At 48.0% G+C, this 17224-nt stretch carries 18 protein-coding genes; 8 read left to right on the forward strand and 10 right to left on the reverse strand.

Annotation, left to right across the window (positions count from 1 at the left end; all coding sequences use genetic code 11):
- Nucleotide 1: 1 nt before the first annotated feature.
- From V3O24_RS09030 to V3O24_RS09060, 7 genes are all read left to right on the forward strand, one after another.
- On the forward strand, nt 2-1033 hold the full coding sequence (locus tag V3O24_RS09030; protein ID WP_331307014.1) for an agmatine deiminase family protein: 1032 nt from the start codon (nt 2-4) through the stop codon (nt 1031-1033).
- Nucleotides 1034-1194: 161 nt separating this feature from the next.
- Nucleotides 1195-2079, forward strand: a complete 885-nt coding sequence (locus V3O24_RS09035) for a carbon-nitrogen hydrolase (RefSeq protein ID WP_331307015.1) — start codon at nt 1195-1197, stop codon at nt 2077-2079.
- A gap of 203 nt (nt 2080-2282) precedes the next feature.
- Entirely contained in the window at nt 2283-3218 is a 936-nt protein-coding gene (locus tag V3O24_RS09040) for a hypothetical protein (protein ID WP_104424968.1), read from the forward strand.
- 3 nt (nt 3219-3221) lie between these two features.
- On the forward strand, nt 3222-3725 hold the full coding sequence (locus tag V3O24_RS09045; protein WP_331307016.1) for a M48 family metallopeptidase: 504 nt from the start codon (nt 3222-3224) through the stop codon (nt 3723-3725).
- Nucleotides 3725-4606: a fructosamine kinase family protein gene (locus V3O24_RS09050; protein ID WP_331307017.1), complete on the forward strand. Its 882-nt coding sequence runs from the start codon at nt 3725-3727 to the stop codon at nt 4604-4606. Before V3O24_RS09045 ends, V3O24_RS09050 begins: the two co-directional genes overlap by 1 nt.
- Before the next feature lie 303 nt (nt 4607-4909).
- The gene (locus tag V3O24_RS09055; protein WP_104424965.1) at nt 4910-5599 is read left to right on the forward strand and encodes an O-methyltransferase; all 690 of its coding nucleotides are present in this window, start codon (nt 4910-4912) and stop codon (nt 5597-5599) included.
- Nucleotides 5600-5669: 70 nt separating this feature from the next.
- Complete coding sequence (locus tag V3O24_RS09060; RefSeq protein WP_104424964.1) at nt 5670-5906, forward strand: TIGR02647 family protein; 237 nt, start codon at nt 5670-5672, stop codon at nt 5904-5906.
- A 165-nt stretch (nt 5907-6071) separates the two neighbouring features.
- Here the strand turns inward: V3O24_RS09060 and rpoH are convergent, their stop codons facing one another.
- The 6 genes from rpoH to V3O24_RS09090 form a co-directional block, all read right to left on the reverse strand.
- A complete protein-coding gene (rpoH, locus tag V3O24_RS09065) occupies nt 6072-6929 on the reverse strand; it encodes an RNA polymerase sigma factor RpoH (RefSeq protein ID WP_104424963.1) in 858 nt (285 codons plus the stop codon).
- 82 nt (nt 6930-7011) lie between these two features.
- On the reverse strand, nt 7012-8007 hold the full coding sequence (gene ftsX / locus V3O24_RS09070; protein WP_104424962.1) for a permease-like cell division protein FtsX: 996 nt from the start codon (nt 8005-8007) through the stop codon (nt 7012-7014).
- Between the two features lie 3 nt (nt 8008-8010).
- Nucleotides 8011-8667, reverse strand: a complete 657-nt coding sequence (gene ftsE, locus V3O24_RS09075) for a cell division ATP-binding protein FtsE (protein WP_104424961.1) — start codon at nt 8665-8667, stop codon at nt 8011-8013.
- A 360-nt stretch (nt 8668-9027) separates the two neighbouring features.
- Nucleotides 9028-11046: a signal recognition particle-docking protein FtsY gene (gene ftsY, locus V3O24_RS09080; protein ID WP_331307018.1), complete on the reverse strand. Its 2019-nt coding sequence runs from the start codon at nt 11044-11046 to the stop codon at nt 9028-9030.
- 11 nt (nt 11047-11057) lie between these two features.
- Nucleotides 11058-11654 carry a hypothetical protein gene (locus tag V3O24_RS09085; RefSeq protein ID WP_104424960.1) on the reverse strand — a complete coding sequence of 199 codons (597 nt, stop codon included), beginning with the start codon at nt 11652-11654 and terminating at the stop codon, nt 11058-11060.
- Complete coding sequence (locus tag V3O24_RS09090; protein ID WP_104424959.1) at nt 11635-12357, reverse strand: SURF1 family protein; 723 nt, start codon at nt 12355-12357, stop codon at nt 11635-11637. Before V3O24_RS09090 ends, V3O24_RS09085 begins: the two co-directional genes overlap by 20 nt.
- 104 nt (nt 12358-12461) lie before the next feature.
- On the opposite strand from V3O24_RS09090, the gene V3O24_RS09095 reads away from it, so the two are divergent.
- Nucleotides 12462-12716, forward strand: coding sequence for a twin transmembrane helix small protein (locus V3O24_RS09095; RefSeq protein ID WP_104424958.1), 255 nt, complete (start codon nt 12462-12464; stop codon nt 12714-12716).
- 74 nt (nt 12717-12790) lie between these two features.
- Here the strand turns inward: V3O24_RS09095 and V3O24_RS09100 are convergent, their stop codons facing one another.
- The 4 genes from V3O24_RS09100 to coxB all read right to left on the reverse strand — a co-directional run bounded on the left by V3O24_RS09100 (nt 12791) and on the right by coxB (nt 17192).
- Nucleotides 12791-13654, reverse strand: a complete 864-nt coding sequence (locus V3O24_RS09100; protein WP_104424957.1) for a cytochrome c oxidase subunit 3 — start codon at nt 13652-13654, stop codon at nt 12791-12793.
- A 12-nt stretch (nt 13655-13666) separates the two neighbouring features.
- Nucleotides 13667-14209, reverse strand: a complete 543-nt coding sequence (locus V3O24_RS09105; RefSeq protein WP_104424956.1) for a cytochrome c oxidase assembly protein — start codon at nt 14207-14209, stop codon at nt 13667-13669.
- 158 nt (nt 14210-14367) lie between these two features.
- Nucleotides 14368-15981 carry a cytochrome c oxidase subunit I gene (ctaD, locus tag V3O24_RS09110; RefSeq protein WP_104424955.1) on the reverse strand — a complete coding sequence of 538 codons (1614 nt, stop codon included), beginning with the start codon at nt 15979-15981 and terminating at the stop codon, nt 14368-14370.
- Nucleotides 15982-16046: 65 nt separating this feature from the next.
- Nucleotides 16047-17192 (reverse strand): cytochrome c oxidase subunit II, encoded by a 1146-nt coding sequence (gene coxB / locus V3O24_RS09115; protein WP_331307019.1) that lies wholly within the window; start codon nt 17190-17192, stop codon nt 16047-16049.
- Between the last annotated feature and the right edge of the window lie 32 nt (nt 17193-17224).

Below are 17224 nucleotides of genomic sequence, written 5' to 3' on the forward strand. Positions count from 1 at the left end.
TATGAACAGATTTCCAGCAGAATGGGAAAAACAATCCGCTGTTTTAATCGCGTGGCCGCATAAAACCGGCGACTTTCGTAATCTTGAAGCCGTAGAACAATCCTACAGCGTTATAGCCGACACCATCAGCCAATATCAAAAACTGCTTATCGTATGCAGGGATGACAGCCATCAGCAGCATATCCAGACCTTGATCAGCAAGCCCGACAATATCGACTTTATCCACGCCGCTGTGAATGACATCTGGGTCAGGGACACCGTTTTTCTAAGCGTCGAAAAAGACGGCGCCATCACACACATGAACTTTCTGTTCAACGGCTGGGGCGAGAAATACTCGCACCAAAACGACAACGCTCTCAATCATAAGCTGCTGAACGCCAAACCCTTTAAAGGCGCCAGCCATACCGACGTGGACTTTATTCTGGAAGGCGGCAGCGTTGAGAGCGACGGCATAGACACCATCCTGACCACCAAACAATGCCTGTTAAACCCGAACCGTAACAAAGGCCTGAGCCAACAAGATATAGAACAGCAACTGCTCCAGCATCTTGGGGCAAAACGGGTATTCTGGCTGGACCAGGAAAACCTGACCGGCGACGACACCGATGCCCATATCGATACCCTGGCGCGCTTTTGCTCCGCCACCACCATCGCCTACACCAGCTGCGACGACGCCGATGACCCGCACTACACCAGCCTGAAATTCATGGAAACGCAACTCCAGGCGCTGAGAACCCAGGATGGCGATGTCTATCATCTGGTGCCGCTGCCGTTGCCGAAACCGATTTACGATGAGGACGGGCAGCAACTCCCGGCCAATTACTCCAACTTCCTGATCATCAATCGCGCCGTCATGGTGCCGGTTTACGGAGACCCGATGGATGCGGTTGCGTTGGAACGTTTGGCCGGTTGTTTTCCTGGCCGCGAGATCATCGGCGTTCCATGCCAACCCTTGGTGCATCAGTACGGCAGCTTGCACTGCATGACGATGCAGTTTCCTGAAGGGGCTCTGGGAGCGCGCGCTGCGGTTTAAACGAAAGCCCCATACATTCACATCGATCTCACGCTCCGGCGTGGGATCGGCTCCGGCATCGCGTTCGTCCCATTTTCACAACGAAAATGCAGTTTGGTTATTTACTGTCGCTAAATCGTTATAAAATAACGCCCATTAAAAACCATTACACTCTCCCAATCATGAAATCGACATTACTCGTTAGCGCTGTTCAACAGCCCTGCAATGCAGACAGACAAACCAACCTTGATTTTTCCATAGCCAAAATCCATGAGGCCGCAGCCGGCAATGCCGACTTGGTGGTATTGCCCGAACTGCATCTGGGACCGTATTTCTGTCAGAGCGAAGACTATAATAACTTCGATCTCGCCCAGCCTATTCCCGGCCCGGCCACTGAAATTCTGTCCGCTGTAGCTAAAAAGCTGAAAATCGTCATCGTCTCGACCATCTTTGAAAAAAGAGCACCTGGGCTTTATCACAATACCGCCGTTGTTTTCGACAAGGACGGCGGCATTGCCGGTAAGTACCGGAAAATGCATATCCCCGACGACCCGGGTTTTTATGAAAAATATTATTTTACGCCCGGCGATTTGGGCTTTAAGCCGATCGAAACGTCTATCGGCAAGTTAGGCGTATTGGTGTGCTGGGATCAATGGTACCCTGAAGCAGCCAGACTGATGGCTTTGGCCGGTGCCGAATTTTTGATTTACCCGACTGCGATAGGCTGGGATCCTGAAGATACTCCCGAAGAGCAGCAACGCCAATTGAATGCCTGGATTACCATTCAGCGCTCCCATGCGGTCGCCAACGGCATTCCGGTCATTTCCTGCAACCGCATCGGCTTTGAACAGGCGCCGGACTCGGCGTCCGGCATCAACTTCTGGGGCAACAGCTTTATCGCCGGACCGCAGGGAGAAATCATCGCCAGCGCCGATGATTCCGAAACCAAACTGCTAAGTTGTACGATTGATAGAGCTCGAGCCGAGCGGGTCAGGCAAATATGGCCGTTCCTGCGTGACCGCCGAATCGATGAATTTGGCGACTTGACCCGGCGCTTCATCGATTAAAGCACTATCGCAAAATAAACCGCCATTCAGCCTCCAAATAAAAAAATAGAACGCTGATAATTATGATTAAATAAGGTTACAAATCATTGCGCGATTCAACTCTCGCCTTTAAATCTGTGCCCATCATATTCATCTGCGTCATCCGTATTTCATTGTGTTTGATGGCGCTAAATAGTTACCGGAAATTTAATCGTTGAGGCGCTATGCATACATCAGACAGTTCGGATGTTTTCAATCAAATACATATTGATGTTGCACGTAATGCGACCGACGATTTCAACCTGTTCCACGACAGGAACAGGTGGCTGCGCATCAATCACAATCCGTTCCAGGGCCCGATTGCACTCGGGTTTCAATTGGAATCATTGCTTGAGCACAAGATTTTTCTTTATCGCAAGCTGCATAATGAAAATGCGCTGATCAGCGACAGGAACCTGCGTTTTAGCAACTACCAGTTTTCTTTTGTTAACGCGGTCAAGCCTGGACAAGTGGTATCGGTCGATATAAAAAAATCGCAATTTACGGAAGAACCGGAAACGGTTCTCAGCAACAGGGTTACCGTTAAATCCGGCGGCGCATTGGCCTTGCTGGGCTACAAAAAAGAATCCAAATTTGCATTGGTTCTGCCCAACCCCGATATTCCGCAGTTTGGCGTACTGAATCAGCACCCCGACCGGTCTTTTATATCCGGCAGCAGTTATTTCCTGAAACGAAAATTCATCACAACCAGCAATGCCAAAAACTTTTTATGCGGCTCCCTGGTCGATCAGGATGCTTTTTTCGATCCGTTCAACAATAAAGCCATATTCCCTGAAATATTCCCATGCAGCCTTATATCCAGCGCCTTGCTGGAAAAAGCAGTTATAGAAAAACATGATTTTGAACGTAATCCGCTGGTGTATATGTCGCATAAAATCAGCATTGATCGCACCTATCTGGCTCAACTGAAATCCGGCGATGCGCTGTATATACTAATCAGGCAAATCCCGCCGGAATCCAGGAAGGAAGGCATCGGCCGCACGATAGACTCGCCTTATCACTACGAATGTTACGGTCTGCTGGAAGATAAAACAGTGCTTTACCGGGCGCTGATCTCGCTCGCTCCGTTAGAGCAAATACTGAAATCGCTGAAGCAATAAGCCATGCCAGAATTTAAATATCTACTCGGCTATCCCGACAATATAACCGATCAAGTCCGCCTGTTGATCGACGAGGACAAGCTGGGCGAAACGCTGCTGAAAAAATATCCGCTTGCCCATACGATCAGGACCGATAAGACGCTTTATGCTTATACCGTTGAGCTGAAGAATGCTTTGCTGAAGCAATCCCAGCCGCTCAGCAAGGTGATTTATGACGACAAGATTAAAGATCTTCATCATGCCTTGGGCCTGCATACTTTTATATCCAGGGTACAGGGCGGCAAGCACAAGGCAAAAAACGAAATCCGGGTGGCCTCGCTGTTTAAGAATGTGCCGCTGGAATTTTTAAGGATGATTGTCGTGCATGAACTGGCGCATTTAAGAGAGAAGGACCACAACAAGGCGTTTTACAAACTATGCCTGCACATGGAACCGGCTTATCATCAGTTTGAACTGGATATGCGGCTTTATCTGACTCACTTGGATTTATTCGGCAAGCTCTACTGATGAATTGGCAGGCCATTGCTCAACAAATAGAATCGGTAACCGGGCAGCCTTTCCGCTTGCGGGAGGCCGAGCCGCTCGCGGGCGGCGATATTAATGCGGCTTACCGGTTACTGGCGGAAAACCAAAGCTTTTTTGTCAAGCTGAACCGCCCGGAACAAGTCGCGATGTTCGAAGCCGAAGCCTCCGGTCTGCAAGCTCTGGCGCAAGCTCAAGCTATCCGCGTACCGGAACCTATTATTTGCGGCAAAACAACCGATCATGCCTTTTTGGTGCTTGAGCATATCCCTTTAAATAGGTTGTCCACCCGCTCGGAACAGTTGCTGGGGCAACAACTCGCAGAGCTGCATCGGCAAAAACAGCCCTATTTCGGTTGGCATAGGGACAACACCATCGGCAGCACCGCTCAAATCAACGGCCGTTATGACGACTGGATCAGCTTCTGGTCCGTACAACGCCTGGAACATCAGTTAAAACTGGCGGCCGCCAAGGGGTATGGCGGCAACTTGCAAACTCTGGGCGAAAAGCTCTGTACGAATTTAAAGCCGTTGTTTTCCGGCTACCGGCCGCAACCGGCTTTGGTGCATGGCGATTTATGGGGCGGCAATGCCGCGGCAGACGATCAGGGCAATCCGGTCATTTACGATCCGGCCTGCTACTTCGGCGACCGGGAAACGGATTTGGCGATGACCGAGTTATTCGGCGGCTTCGGCCCTGCCTTTTATCAGGCCTATAAAACCGTTTATCCGCTGGATCCGGGCTATGCCCGAAGAAAAACGCTGTACAACCTGTACCATATACTCAATCACCTGAACCTGTTCGGGCGAAGCTATCTGCATCAGGCGGAAAATATGATCGCTACATTATTAAAAGCAGTGGAATAGGCAAACCGCTTAATTTTCATTCTCGAAAAAAATCCCATTTTTGACATAAACGCTGCATAATCAAACCTTTCATATTGCGACTGAGTACCGGTGAGTCTCACTCTATCAGCACGGCAAATTTTTTCCTGGTCTACACAACTTAGGATTACCAAGCGTTAACACATGAATTTTTAGCCATTCTTACCGATATTCCGTGGGTTGAGTTGTTTTAGCCCTCACCTTTTTAAATCACAACCCGCCTTTCGTACCTGATACACGGGTAACGGAGGTCAACTCCAACAGCATACACATGAGGAACAGCTAATGGCCGACATAAAATCCCCAACCGTTTTAAATCCCGGCATATTAATCCCGGTCAACCCGGCCATTGAGAATTATATGCACGGTTTGCTGCGGCACACCGATCATCCGGTGTTGACCGAGATGGAAGCGCTGGCGCAGAAAAACAACTTCCCTATCATTGGCCGCTTGGTGGGAGCGTTTATCGAATCTCTGGCCAAAATGATCAATGCCGAACAGGTATTTGAATTCGGCAGCGGTTACGGTTATTCGGCGTATTGGTTTGCCAGAGCGGTCGGCTCAAAGGGCCGAGTCATTTGCACCGACGCCGACTTTCTGAATCAGGAAAAAGCCGAACAATATCTCAGCGCCGCCGGGTTGTGGGATCGAGTCGATTTTCGCGCAGGCATGGCTCAGGACGTTTTTGCCCAGACTAAGGGGGTATTCGACATCTGCTACAACGACGTCGACAAGGGCGATTATCCTGAGATTTGGAAGCTGGCTAAAGACAGGATTCGCCCCGGCGGGCTGTATATCGCCGATAATGTGCTGTGGCGCGGCCGGGTCGCAGTGGAAAACCCTAGCGATATTTTCCCCGGCTGGACTGAAGCGATTATGGAACACAATGAATTAATTTTTAACGATCCTGAATTTGACACGTTTATCAATCCGACCCGTGACGGCGTGATTGTTGCCAGAAAGAAGACGGCGTAAAAAAAGATACTCCTTCTTTATAAATAGCATTATGCTAGCGTCTTAAATCAATGAATCATGAGAATTTACTATGCCCTATACCCAAGATATTGTAGAAGAACTGAACATTCTGGTTCGCTACAATCTAACCACCACGCAAGAAGGAATCAAAGTACATAAAACCGCTTCACCGGAAACCATCGCCGCCACCCGCCGGCTATTCGAAAAAGGCTTGGTCTCGCAGGAAGACGGCGGCTATCTGACCAATCTCGGCCTTGAAACGGCGAAACAGGCCCAAGCGGTTCTTGACATACTCAGGCCGCTGTAAAAATCGCCGTTACCGTTGCCTCACCAATCTGTCTGGGGCAGATTTGCATTTACGTCGCAGAACAACCCGGCGTGAAACCATAAGGCAATAAAAAAGGCTTAACGATTTAATCGTTAAGCCTTTTTTGCTTTTCGGCCGTTCGACAAGGACGAACGGATTTACCAATCAAGCGGCCAGTTCAACCGCCGCTCTCAATTTTTTCATCGCATTTTGCTCCAACTGCCTGATTCTCTCGGCTGACACACTATAACGTGCGGCAAGCTCATGTAATGTGGCTTTTTCATCGGACAACCAACGGCTTGAAAGAATATCCAAACTGCGTTCATCCAGCTCCGCCATCGCATCCGCCAGCAAATCCTGCTCATGGCCTTCCCAATCGGAGTTCTCAAGCAGTACAGCAGGGTCTGCACCATGCTGGTGAAGATAGCTGGCCGGGGCAACATAGGTTTCTTCGCTTGACTCATCGACCGGCATATCAAACGACGTATCGTGGCTGCTCAGGCGTTTTTCCATTTCGTAAACGGCGCTTACATCGACATCAAGATCTTTTGCAATCGCCGTCGCTTCGTCATTTGATAACCAGCCCAAATCCGACTTCGATTTACGCAAATTGAAAAACAACTTACGCTGCGCCTTGGTCGTCGCAACTTTTACGATGCCCCAGTTTTTGATCACATACTCATGAATTTCGGCTTTAATCCAATGTACGGCGAAAGAAACCAAACGCACACCAACATCAGGATCGAATCGTTTAACGGCTTTCATCAAGCCGATATTGCCTTCCTGAATAATATCCGGCATGGACAAGCCATAACCGCTATAACCTCTGGCAACGTGAATCACAAAGCGCAGATTGGTCATCACCAATTCGCGTGCGGCTTCCAAATCGCCGTTATCTCTGAATTTTAAAGCTAACTCGCGTTCCTGTTCTACCGTCAATTTAGGCATTTGCCTGACGACATTTAAATAGGCATCAAATGTTCCAACCGATAAATTAACCGGTAAAGCTAAAGCATTGCTCATTGAACCCCCTTGTAAGAAAACTTTTTCCGAATTCTAGCACTCTAAAAGCAAGAGTGCTAATAATTTTATCAGCCCCTGTTTTCTACTCGGGTTTTAGCTGCCGAAGCTGGAAATGAAGCACGATCCATGAACCCACGACACCCAGTACCGATGAAATGACCAACAATGCCAGCGTTTCGGTAAAGCCTAAAAACAGCACATGAAAACCGTCGTCATAAAGCCCGGAAAGCCTTTCGATCGGTTGTTTTAGAATCAGCATGATCGTTGTGACAATAAACCATGCAGCCACACCGGAAAAAAAACCGATCCAAAAACCGCCGTATAAAAACGGCCTATGAATAAAACTATTGGTCGCGCCGACCAGTTTGGCGATCACGACTTCATCGCGGCGATTATGCAATTCAAGGCGTATGGTATTGGCCGTAATAAACAACACGCCGGCCCCCAGCAATAAACTTAATATGGTAACGCCGCACCGCGCCACGTCCATAATCGACTGCAGGCGCTTAACCCATTGCATATCCATCTGGGCAAAATCAACTTCCGTCGAGCGCTTAAAATCATCAAGCAATGTTTCAAGAACCAGCTCATTTTTCAATGAATTTTTGGGCAACACCTGAATGACAACAGGCAGCGGGTTTTTTTCCAGCGCTTTTACCGCGTCACCGAATCCGCTGTAGGTCTGAAACTCCGCCAGCGCCTGCTCCTTGGTGATTACTTTGACGTCCTGAATATCGGGATTTTGCCTGATGGTATTAGCAAACTTATTTGCCCTTGCCTCTGAGATTTCATCTTTAAGAAATAATGAGATTTGATTGCTGGCTTCCAAATTACCCGCCAACTGCTGAAGATTCGCCACCAGGATATAAAATCCGCTGGCCAGCGAAATCGCAATCGCCAACACCGTTATCGTCATCGCAGACGAGAACCGCGACGCGACTAATCGGCCAAGACTTGAAAACAATGCATGGGCATGGAGATTCCGATAGGCGTGGAATTTATCGACAAAATTACCGCCGGAAATTTTGGTTTGCCAGCGCGGCTCCTGTTTACCCGGTTTCTTATTCACCTGTTTCATAACTTAACTCGCAACCAGTTGACCGTGATCCAGCTTTAAGATCCGATGATTCATTTGAGCAATCAATGAAATATCATGCGAGGCAATCAATATGGTGACGCCGACCTGCTGAAACTGCTCGAACAAATGCATGATTTCGGCGGACAGCTCCGGGTCAAGGTTCCCGGTCGGCTCATCGGCCACAATCAACGGCGGCTTATTAACCACTGCGCGGGCAATCCCGACCCGCTGCTGTTCACCACCGGACAAGACTAGCGGATATTTTTTTTCTTTGCCCAGAAGGCCGACTTTATCCAATGATGCCCGTACCCGCCGGGAGACTTCATGGTGCCCGTAACCGGCTATCACCAGCGGCAATGCCACATTATCGAAAACCGTTCTGTCCTGCAGCAGTTTGTAATCCTGAAAAATCAGGCCTACTTTCCTGCGTATATAAGGAACCTGCCTGTCCTTGGCTTGGTTGAGATTCTCGCCGTCCAATAAAACCCGGCCCCGGGTGCAACGCTCGATGACCGCAATTAATTTCAATAACGTGCTTTTTCCCGCCCCTGAATGCCCCGTCAAAAAAGCCATTTCACCACGCTCCAGATGAAAACTGACATTGCGTAATACATCGCCGGCTCCAGGGTACCTCATACTGACATTATCGAACTTTAACATAGGTTTTTTGCATTATTCAGCAGTTAAAACAATAGAACACGGATGCCAAAAGTAGGCGCCTCCAGGCGACACGGATTTGACTGATAATCACTGATAAACTTGAACTTCTTGATAAAAATATATTATTGCCCACTATTCAGCCGTTATAAAAATGGCCTATAGCCACCTAAGGAAGCGCTGAATAAATTGATTTCGCTTGTGGTTCGACAAGCTCACCACGAACAAAATCAAAAACTTACCGTTCATCCTGAGCTTGTCGAAGGATTAAATCGGCGCTTACCTAAGAACGACCTTTAAAATCCGTGCGGATCCGTTTCATCAGCGTCATTCGTGTTCTATTATAGAATCAAGTTACGGGTTTTAGTCTTTGACAAACAATGCATCTACAAAAGCATCCGCATCAAAATCCTGCAGATCATCAATTCCTTCGCCTATCCCTATAAAACGGATCGGAATTCCGAACTGTTTGGCCAGCGCAAAAATAACGCCGCCTTTTGCGGTGCCGTCAAGTTTGGTCAGCGCCAAGCCGGTCAAGGCAACGGTCTCATTGAACAATCTTGCTTGCGACAGCGCGTTTTGCCCGGTGCCGGCATCCAAGACCAGCAATACTTCATGCGGCGCCGTTTCATCCAACTTGCTGATAATCCGCTTTACTTTCTTCAACTCGTCCATCAGGTTGGATTTCGTATGCAGGCGGCCGGCCGTATCGGCAATCAACACATCGATGCCTTTAGCTTGTGCGGACTGTACGCCGTCATAAATCACGGATGCCGAATCGGCCCCGGTATGCTGAGCCACCACATGGATATTATTGCGCTCGCCCCAGGTTTGCAATTGCTCGACCGCCGCCGCCCTGAACGTATCTCCGGCGGCCAGCATGACGCTATGGCCCTGTGCCTGCAATCGTTTGGCCAGTTTGCCGATAGTGGTGGTTTTGCCCGCGCCATTGACGCCGACGACCAGAATAACAAAAGGTTTGTCCTGCTTGGGGATATGCAGGGGTTTATTACAGGGCTGGAGCATACTCCGTAATTCCTGCTTTAAGGCTGCCGTTAACGCCTCGCCATCATTAAGCTGGTGCCTTTCAACACTCTCGGTCAAGCGCTTGATGATTTCGGTGGTCGCGTCCACGCCTATGTCGGCCATTAACAAGCTGGCTTCAATGGCTTCCAGCAAATCTTCGTCAATTTCTTTCTGGCCTAACGGAATCTGGGCCAATACCCCGCTAAGCCCGGAGCGGGTGCGCTTCAGCTGCGATTTAAGCCGCAGGTATAACGACTCGGGTTCTGTTACTACAGGATATGCTTCCTCCGCTTCGACAACCGTGCCTTCCGGTTGCAGCTCAATTTCTACGGCGGGCTTTGGCATTTCAACATAAGCGTACCGGCAGTAAAAACCGATAGCGATTAACGGCAGCATCAGCAATGCTGAAAAAGCGTTATGCGCGACCGCCGCCCACAAAGGCATCCCGAATTTGACGCCGATAACGCCGGAACCGATCTGTAGCAACAGCAACACGCTCAATCCCAAACCGGCTCTTCTTACCGGTCTCGGATGATGCGCCGATGTTGCGCTCAGCATCACCAACGTGAGCACGATAAAACAAACCAACGCACCGACCCTGTGCAGCCAGTTCGCGGCAACCTGCGCATCGAATGCGATAACGCCGGTATAACCCGAGCTTAATCCGCTGAATAAGTCCAGCGCAGTCCGATAGTCGGCTTTAGGCCACCACGAGCCATTACACGCCGGAAAATCCGAACAGGCTAAAGCGGCGTAATTGGTACTGACCCAGCCGCCCAAAACAATCTCTAAAAACAACACCAACATTGCCAACCTGACAAACAAGGCTAAACCGTTCCTTCGCAAAGCTAACGGCGAAACTTTCGGATTAACCCGCAAATACAGCCAGAACAGCAGCCATAGAGTCATCATCCCCAGCAGCAAATGCCCGGTCACAACAATCGGCATAACGTGAAACTTTACGGCCCACATGCCCAAGGCCGCCTGCAATCCTATCAAAACCGCCAGCATCGATGCGGCTGTTACGACCACCGGACGACTTTGTTGTTCGCGCCACGACAGCAAGGCCAGCAATAAAACGACCACGCCTAAGAGCGCGGCCAGATAACGATGCCCCATCTCCTTCCAGACTTTTGCAATATCGGGCGTCTGACCGGGGAAAGCCTCCGCCGCCTGCGCGATAAAATCAGCATGATCGCTAACCCCGCCCTGAGCGAAGTCGAAGGGGATAGCCTGCCCATAGCATCCGGGCCAATCAGGACAACCCAGCCCTGCCCCGGATAAGCGGACGTATGAACCTACAACGATAACTATTAAAGCTAAAAGAACGCCAAAGAGAGTTATTTTTCTAAACATTTTATTTTCCACTATCCTATTTGTGAAATTCGCAAAAGATGCATAAGATCGCTCTTTACGCTGTAGGGATCGAAACCCGGCTCGTACTGCATCATTAAGTTACCCAGCGGATCCATTAACAGCAGCATCCCGTCAGGAATATCGCCTTGCCTGATTTCGGCAATTTTCTTGATGACGGCGTCATTGGCTTTAACCCTTAACAAGGTATCGTCACCCGCCCACCATTTGCCCGCCGTTTCCGGCGCAACATCCTTTAACAGCAGGACTATACGGCGGGTACGGGTCAATTCTTTATTCAACATCAGCCGCAACTGTTTGGTTTTATGCATGGCTTCGAGGCATGTTTCATTGCACTCGCCGGTCGGAATGATATTTACCAACAACCAGTGGCCGGGAAGCTCGGACATATTATCAGTTGAAAACGGATCAAAACCGCTTAGGTCTTTGCGTTCGGTTGTCAGCGGCGGCGTAATTAACTGCCCATTGTTGGTTCGCCCGTTTACCAGCTGCGGATTCTCTTTTAGTCCCCACGCTATCAAAAACGGAATGATAGACATGCCAAAAATAACCAGGATTAATATATGATTTTTATTCTTTTGATTCTGCATCGTATTTTTTAAAGCTGTACCAAATAAATAGTATCGTTAGTGTCAATGCCAGCGCAAACCACTGAATTGCATAGGCCGTATGTTGTTCGGGCTGCATGATGGCCGGCGTCTGCCATTCCCGTTTAAATCCATCAGGCAAATTTTTAGCCAGTTCGATCTGGAATGGGAGCAACGAATAGCCCAATTTTTTAGCCAGAACATGACTATCGACCACCTGCACCACCGATGGCCAACCCTCTGTTGGGATTTCCGCTCCCGCTAATTTTATACCAACGCTGGGAAAATGATTAATCCGCCCGGCAATAATGGCTTGGGCCTGATTAATCTGCAAGTCAGGAAGCACCGAGCGATCATGATTTAAAGGAATCCAACCCCTATTCACCAAAACCGCCTTGGTTTCCCCGGTCAACACAAACGGCGTCAACACAAAATAGCCGGCTTTCCCGCCGCTGATTTGGTTGTCTATCAAAAACTGATGGGCGACATCGTAACGCCCTGTAACTTCAACCTGCCTGTACCTTAATGTATCGGCGTTATTTTCAATGCCTTCGGACAAATGCAATGTTTCAGTTGCGCCCGCCTGTTTCTGCAACTCAAGTAATGCCCGTTTCTGTTCTGATCGGTCTAATTGCCACATTCCCAACCCGATCAACACCGGCAACAGGCACAAATAAGCTAATGTTGGAATTATTTTAAACTTCATCAATGAGCGTCCGACTGGATCATGCTTTTTTTATTTATCCTATTGGCACAAGAACCTAAATAACCGAGAATACAGAAACCTTAGCCATCAGCATAATTACATTCATGATTATAAAAAGCATCGTTATTATCGCCTTTATCCTGATAATTATCAGTCTAGGCTCCGCGCTATTTCATCTGGTTAAACACAAGACCGAAGAACAATCCGAAAAAACGGTCAAAGCGCTGACTTTTCGTATTGCGCTTTCAATCGTGTTGTTCATCTTCATTTTTATAGCTTTTGCAACCGGCATGTTCAAGCCGCATGGCTTGGGTGCTCGGATGCACTCGCAAAATCAAGCGCCGGCCGCTCCTAAATAAAAACATCCCCAACCATTTCGACAAAAAAAAAGCGCTGTCTGTTAGGCAGCGCTTTTTTAGTATGGCTGTTTAGATTAAATCACATAAACAAATACAAACAGTCCCAACCATACCACGTCAACAAAATGCCAATACCAAGCCGCAGCTTCAAAAGCAAAATGATTTTCCGGTTGGAAATGGCCTTTCCAGCTGCGAAACAAAACAACGCTCAGAATGATAGCGCCTACGCAAACGTGAAAACCGTGAAAACCGGTCAGCATGAAAAAAGTAGAACCATAAATGCCTGAGCCCAGCGTCAAACCCATCTCGGTATAAGCTTCATGATACTCAGATGCCTGGAGTGCAACAAACAAGAGCCCTAAACCGACAGTAGCGGCCAAACCTTTAATTAGCTGATCTCGGTTTTTTGCAAGCAAGCCATGATGAGCCCAAGTGCAAGAAACGCCGCTAGTCAACAGAATTAAGGTATTCAAAAAAGGCAAGCCCCATGCGCCCATAGGCTCAAACTCGCCGCCGACTTTACCAGGGCCATTGGTCGGCCAGACCGCTTCGAAAGACGGCCACAATAGTTCTTTAGTTGCAGCTCCTGTGCCTTCTCCGCCCAGCCAGGGTACCGACAAATTACGTGTATACCAAAGCGTGCCGAAAAAAACGGCAAAAAACATGATTTCCGAAAAGATAAACCACATCATGCCCATACGGTAGGAAATGCCTACTTGCGTACTGTACATGCCTGATTCGCTTTCCCCGGCCTGCAATGTAAACCAACCGGCCAGCATGACAATAAACACAGCCAAGCCCAGCGCCATCCAGGCTGTACCGGCCGATGAGCCATTTAAATAATTTGCAAATCCAGCCAGCATCATCACCAAACCACCCGTTCCAACGACCGGCCAAGTGGCTTTATGCGGAATGTAATACTCGTTACTTGTAGACATAGCCTTCCTCTCTCATTTTACTGATGTTTCAGTATTATCAAAAAATGTATATGCAAGTGTAATTGTTTTATATTGCTCAGGTAATTCAGGATTAACAACAAAACGCACCGGCATAATCCTGCCTTCTCGCGCCTTAAATGTCTGTTCTGAAAAGCAAAAACACTCTGTTTTTTTAAAAAATTCAGCGGCCGCTCCGGGAGAAATACTTGGAATTGCCCGAGCAACCATTACTTTATCGGTCTTATTTTCCGCATAAAAATTCACCGTATAATATTCGCCTGGATGAACTTTCAGTTTTTTGGCTTCTGAACGGAATTCCATCGGAGTGTCCTCATTCAGCGCCGTCATAAACTCTACGGTAACTTCTCTGTTTTTATCAACTTCGTAGCTGACTTCCTTAACAGCGGACGATTCAACTTTGCCGTTGAGTCCGGTTACTTCACACAAAACGTCATAAAGCGGAACCAGGGCGTAGCCAAAGCCAAACATTCCCAGCACCACAAACACCAATATCCGAACTAACTTAGCGTTTTTTTTCTTGGTGCTTTCGCTCATTGGGAAACGGCTCTTATCACTGCAAAAACATAAATAATGACGGCAACCGCGACCAATACCACTGCGGTCAAAATATTTTTCTGTTTGGTATTCATTATTTCACCTGATACGTTATCTAAGCAGGTTGCTTTATTTAAAGCAACCTGGAATGCAACAGCCTAGATATGTTCAGTAGGTATTACCGTGGGTGGCGTAGTAAAAGTATGGTATGGAGGGGGCGACGGCAAAGTCCACTCCAAGCTATGCTTGGCAGCATCTTCCCATACTTCATCAGTTACCTTTTCGCCTGTTCCGCCTTTGATTGTATCGATAACAATGTATAGGAACAACAACTGGCTGGCGCCGAATATAAAACCGCCAATACTGGAAATCATATTCCAATCCGCAAATTGCACCGCATAATCAGGAATTCTGCGCGGCATACCGGCAAGCCCCAAGAAATGCTGTGGAAAGAACAGGATGTTTACCGATACCACAGACAACCAGAAGTGCAGCTGACCGATTCTTTCGTCATACATATGCCCGGTCCATTTAGGCAGCCAAAAATAGCCGGCAGCCATCAATATAAAAACAGAGGCGGGAACCAACGTGTAATGGAAATGGGCGACAATAAAGTAAGTATCGTGATATTGAAAATCAGACGGCGCAACAGACATCATCAAACCGGTGAATCCACCCATTGTAAATAAAACGACGAAAGCAATACTAAATAGCATCGGCGTTTCAAAAGTCATCGCCCCTTTCCACATGGTCGCGGTCCAGTTGAAAACCTTAACGCCGGTAGGAATCGCAATCAGCATGGTTGCATACATGAAGTACAACTCACCTGCTATCGGCATACCCACTGTAAACATGTGGTGAGCCCAGACGATAAACGACAAAAATGCAATTGCAGCCGTCGCATAAACCATTGAGCTGTAGCCAAACAAAGGCTTACGAGCAAACACAGGGATAATGGTGGAAGCCACGCCGAAAGTGGGCAGAATCATTACATAAACTTCGGGATGACCAAAAAACCAGAAAATGTGTTGATAAAGAACCGGGTCACCGCCGCCAGCCGCATCAAAAAAGCTGGTGTGAAAAAACTTGTCTGTTAACAGCATAGTCACCGCACCCGCAAACACAGGCATGATTGCGATTAACAGGAAAGCGGTAATCAACCAGGTCCAAACAAACATCGGCATTTTCATTAAAGTCATGCCGGGGGCACGCATATTGAAAATAGTGGCGATAATGTTGATCGCACCCATGATTGACGAGATACCCAGCAAATGCACCGAGAAAATCGCAAAAGGCAAGGCCTTACCGGTTTGCAATACCAAGGGCGGATACAAAGTCCATCCGCCGGCAGGTGCGCCGCCTTCCATGAACAAGGTGCTGGCCAACAATAAAACACCGGCAACCAGCAACCAGAAGCTCATGTTGTTCATGCGCGGCAATGCCATATCAGGAGCGCCAATCATCATTGGAATCATCCAGTTGGCCAAACCGACGAAAGCAGGCATAACTGCGCCAAACACCATGACCAACGCGTGCATGGTGGTCATTGAATTAAAGAACTGGGGATTAACAAACTGCATACCCGGCTCAAACAATTCGGCGCGAATAATCATTGCCATGGTGCCGCCGACAAAGAACATCGCCAGAGCAAACAACAAATATAATGTGCCAATATCTTTATGATTGGTGGTAATAACCCATCTTAACAGCCCCTTAGCAGGACCATGATCATGCTCATGATGATCATCATGTTCAGCGACTACAGCAGACATATTTCATACCTCTTGAATATATAAAAAAGATTAGATCGATAAGAACGCAATGACTTATTCATTTTTTAATCTGCCGCCGGTGATGCCGATTGCAGAGTCTGGATAGCTGAAGGCTGAATAGAATCACCCACTGAATTACCCAGACCATTACGGGTATATGCTACTACTGCAGCGAAATCGACAGCGCTTAACATTTTTCCGAAAGCCGGCATCATGCCTTTTCCGTTCAACATCAGCTTGACCTGAGCGTTAATGTCGCCTGTTACTACCGGACTTGCCTTTATAGCTGGAAAAGTACCCGGCAAACCTGCGCCATCCGCCATGTGACATGAGGAACAGTTGGTGTCGTAAACAGCTTTACCTTTAGCAACCAACTCTTCAGTTGTCCATTGCTTGCTGGCCGAACCGGCTTCAGCCACCATAGCCGCTTTTTGCTGCTCCACCCAGGCGTTGTAGTCAGGTTCGTCCATTGCAATGACGACAATCGGCATAAAGCCATGATCTTTACCGCAAAGCTCGGTACATTGACCACGGTAAGTCCCCGGTTCGTCTACAGACGTCCATGATTCGTTAATAAAACCGGGATTGGTATCTTTTTTCCAGCCCAGGTCGGGAACCCACCATGAATGGATTACGTCTTTCGAGGTGAATACGAAACGAATTTTCTTTTTAGTCGGAATAACTAGCGGTTTATCAACATTCAACAAGTAATTAGGAACCGACCTGGGATCAAGACCCGAACCGACTTGACGTACCTTGTTGCTGGCTTCATCCAGGCTACTGAAAAAATGAATGCCGTTATCAAGATATTCATATTCCCACTTCCATTGATGTCCGGTTACCTTAATAGACATTTCGGATGCTTGCACATCATCCAGTTCCATCATGGCTTTTGTGGCTGGAATAGCCATGCCAACCAGGATCAAAGTCGGGATAATCGTCCAAATGATTTCAACGGTCGTATTTTCATGAAACTGCGCCGCTTGATGTCCTCTTGATTTACGGTGATGGTAAATCGAGTAGAACATCGTTCCGAACACGCCGATGCCTATGAATACACAAATCCATAGAATCAGCATATGCAGGTCATAAATGTCATGACTGACCTTTGTAACCCCTTTCATTAAATTGAGCGTATATTCCGCCTGTGCTGTTCCTAGGCCCAAAGCCATTAAGATCAGACCTGCGAACAGTTGCTTTGCTTTCTTCACGGAGCAGCCTCCTCGTTAGTAGTTATAAACTC

Origin of the sequence: Methylobacter sp. Wu8, assembly GCF_036440755.1 — a bacterium.
Lineage (GTDB): Bacteria > Pseudomonadota > Gammaproteobacteria > Methylococcales > Methylomonadaceae > Methylobacter_A > Methylobacter_A tundripaludum_A.

What these genes read in the sequence shown, in the direction of transcription:
- V3O24_RS09105 (WP_104424956.1), bottom strand. Translation starts at nt 14,209, where the DNA reads ATGAGCGAAAGCACCAAGAAAAAAAACGCTAAGTTAGTTCGGATATTG.
- V3O24_RS09050 (WP_331307017.1), top strand. Translation starts at nt 3,725, where the DNA reads ATGAATTGGCAGGCCATTGCTCAACAAATAGAATCGGTAACCGGGCAG.
- ctaD (WP_104424955.1), bottom strand. Translation starts at nt 15,981, where the DNA reads ATGTCTGCTGTAGTCGCTGAACATGATGATCATCATGAGCATGATCAT.
- V3O24_RS09040 (WP_104424968.1), top strand. Translation starts at nt 2,283, where the DNA reads ATGCATACATCAGACAGTTCGGATGTTTTCAATCAAATACATATTGAT.
- V3O24_RS09085 (WP_104424960.1), bottom strand. Translation starts at nt 11,654, where the DNA reads ATGCAGAATCAAAAGAATAAAAATCATATATTAATCCTGGTTATTTTT.
- V3O24_RS09045 (WP_331307016.1), top strand. Translation starts at nt 3,222, where the DNA reads ATGCCAGAATTTAAATATCTACTCGGCTATCCCGACAATATAACCGAT.
- V3O24_RS09090 (WP_104424959.1), bottom strand. Translation starts at nt 12,357, where the DNA reads ATGAAGTTTAAAATAATTCCAACATTAGCTTATTTGTGCCTGTTGCCG.
- V3O24_RS09060 (WP_104424964.1), top strand. Translation starts at nt 5,670, where the DNA reads ATGCCCTATACCCAAGATATTGTAGAAGAACTGAACATTCTGGTTCGC.
- ftsX (WP_104424962.1), bottom strand. Translation starts at nt 8,007, where the DNA reads ATGAAACAGGTGAATAAGAAACCGGGTAAACAGGAGCCGCGCTGGCAA.
- ftsY (WP_331307018.1), bottom strand. Translation starts at nt 11,046, where the DNA reads ATGTTTAGAAAAATAACTCTCTTTGGCGTTCTTTTAGCTTTAATAGTT.
- V3O24_RS09100 (WP_104424957.1), bottom strand. Translation starts at nt 13,654, where the DNA reads ATGTCTACAAGTAACGAGTATTACATTCCGCATAAAGCCACTTGGCCG.
- V3O24_RS09095 (WP_104424958.1), top strand. Translation starts at nt 12,462, where the DNA reads ATGATTATAAAAAGCATCGTTATTATCGCCTTTATCCTGATAATTATC.
- V3O24_RS09055 (WP_104424965.1), top strand. Translation starts at nt 4,910, where the DNA reads ATGGCCGACATAAAATCCCCAACCGTTTTAAATCCCGGCATATTAATC.
- V3O24_RS09035 (WP_331307015.1), top strand. Translation starts at nt 1,195, where the DNA reads ATGAAATCGACATTACTCGTTAGCGCTGTTCAACAGCCCTGCAATGCA.
- V3O24_RS09030 (WP_331307014.1), top strand. Translation starts at nt 2, where the DNA reads ATGAACAGATTTCCAGCAGAATGGGAAAAACAATCCGCTGTTTTAATC.
- rpoH (WP_104424963.1), bottom strand. Translation starts at nt 6,929, where the DNA reads ATGAGCAATGCTTTAGCTTTACCGGTTAATTTATCGGTTGGAACATTT.
- ftsE (WP_104424961.1), bottom strand. Translation starts at nt 8,667, where the DNA reads ATGTTAAAGTTCGATAATGTCAGTATGAGGTACCCTGGAGCCGGCGAT.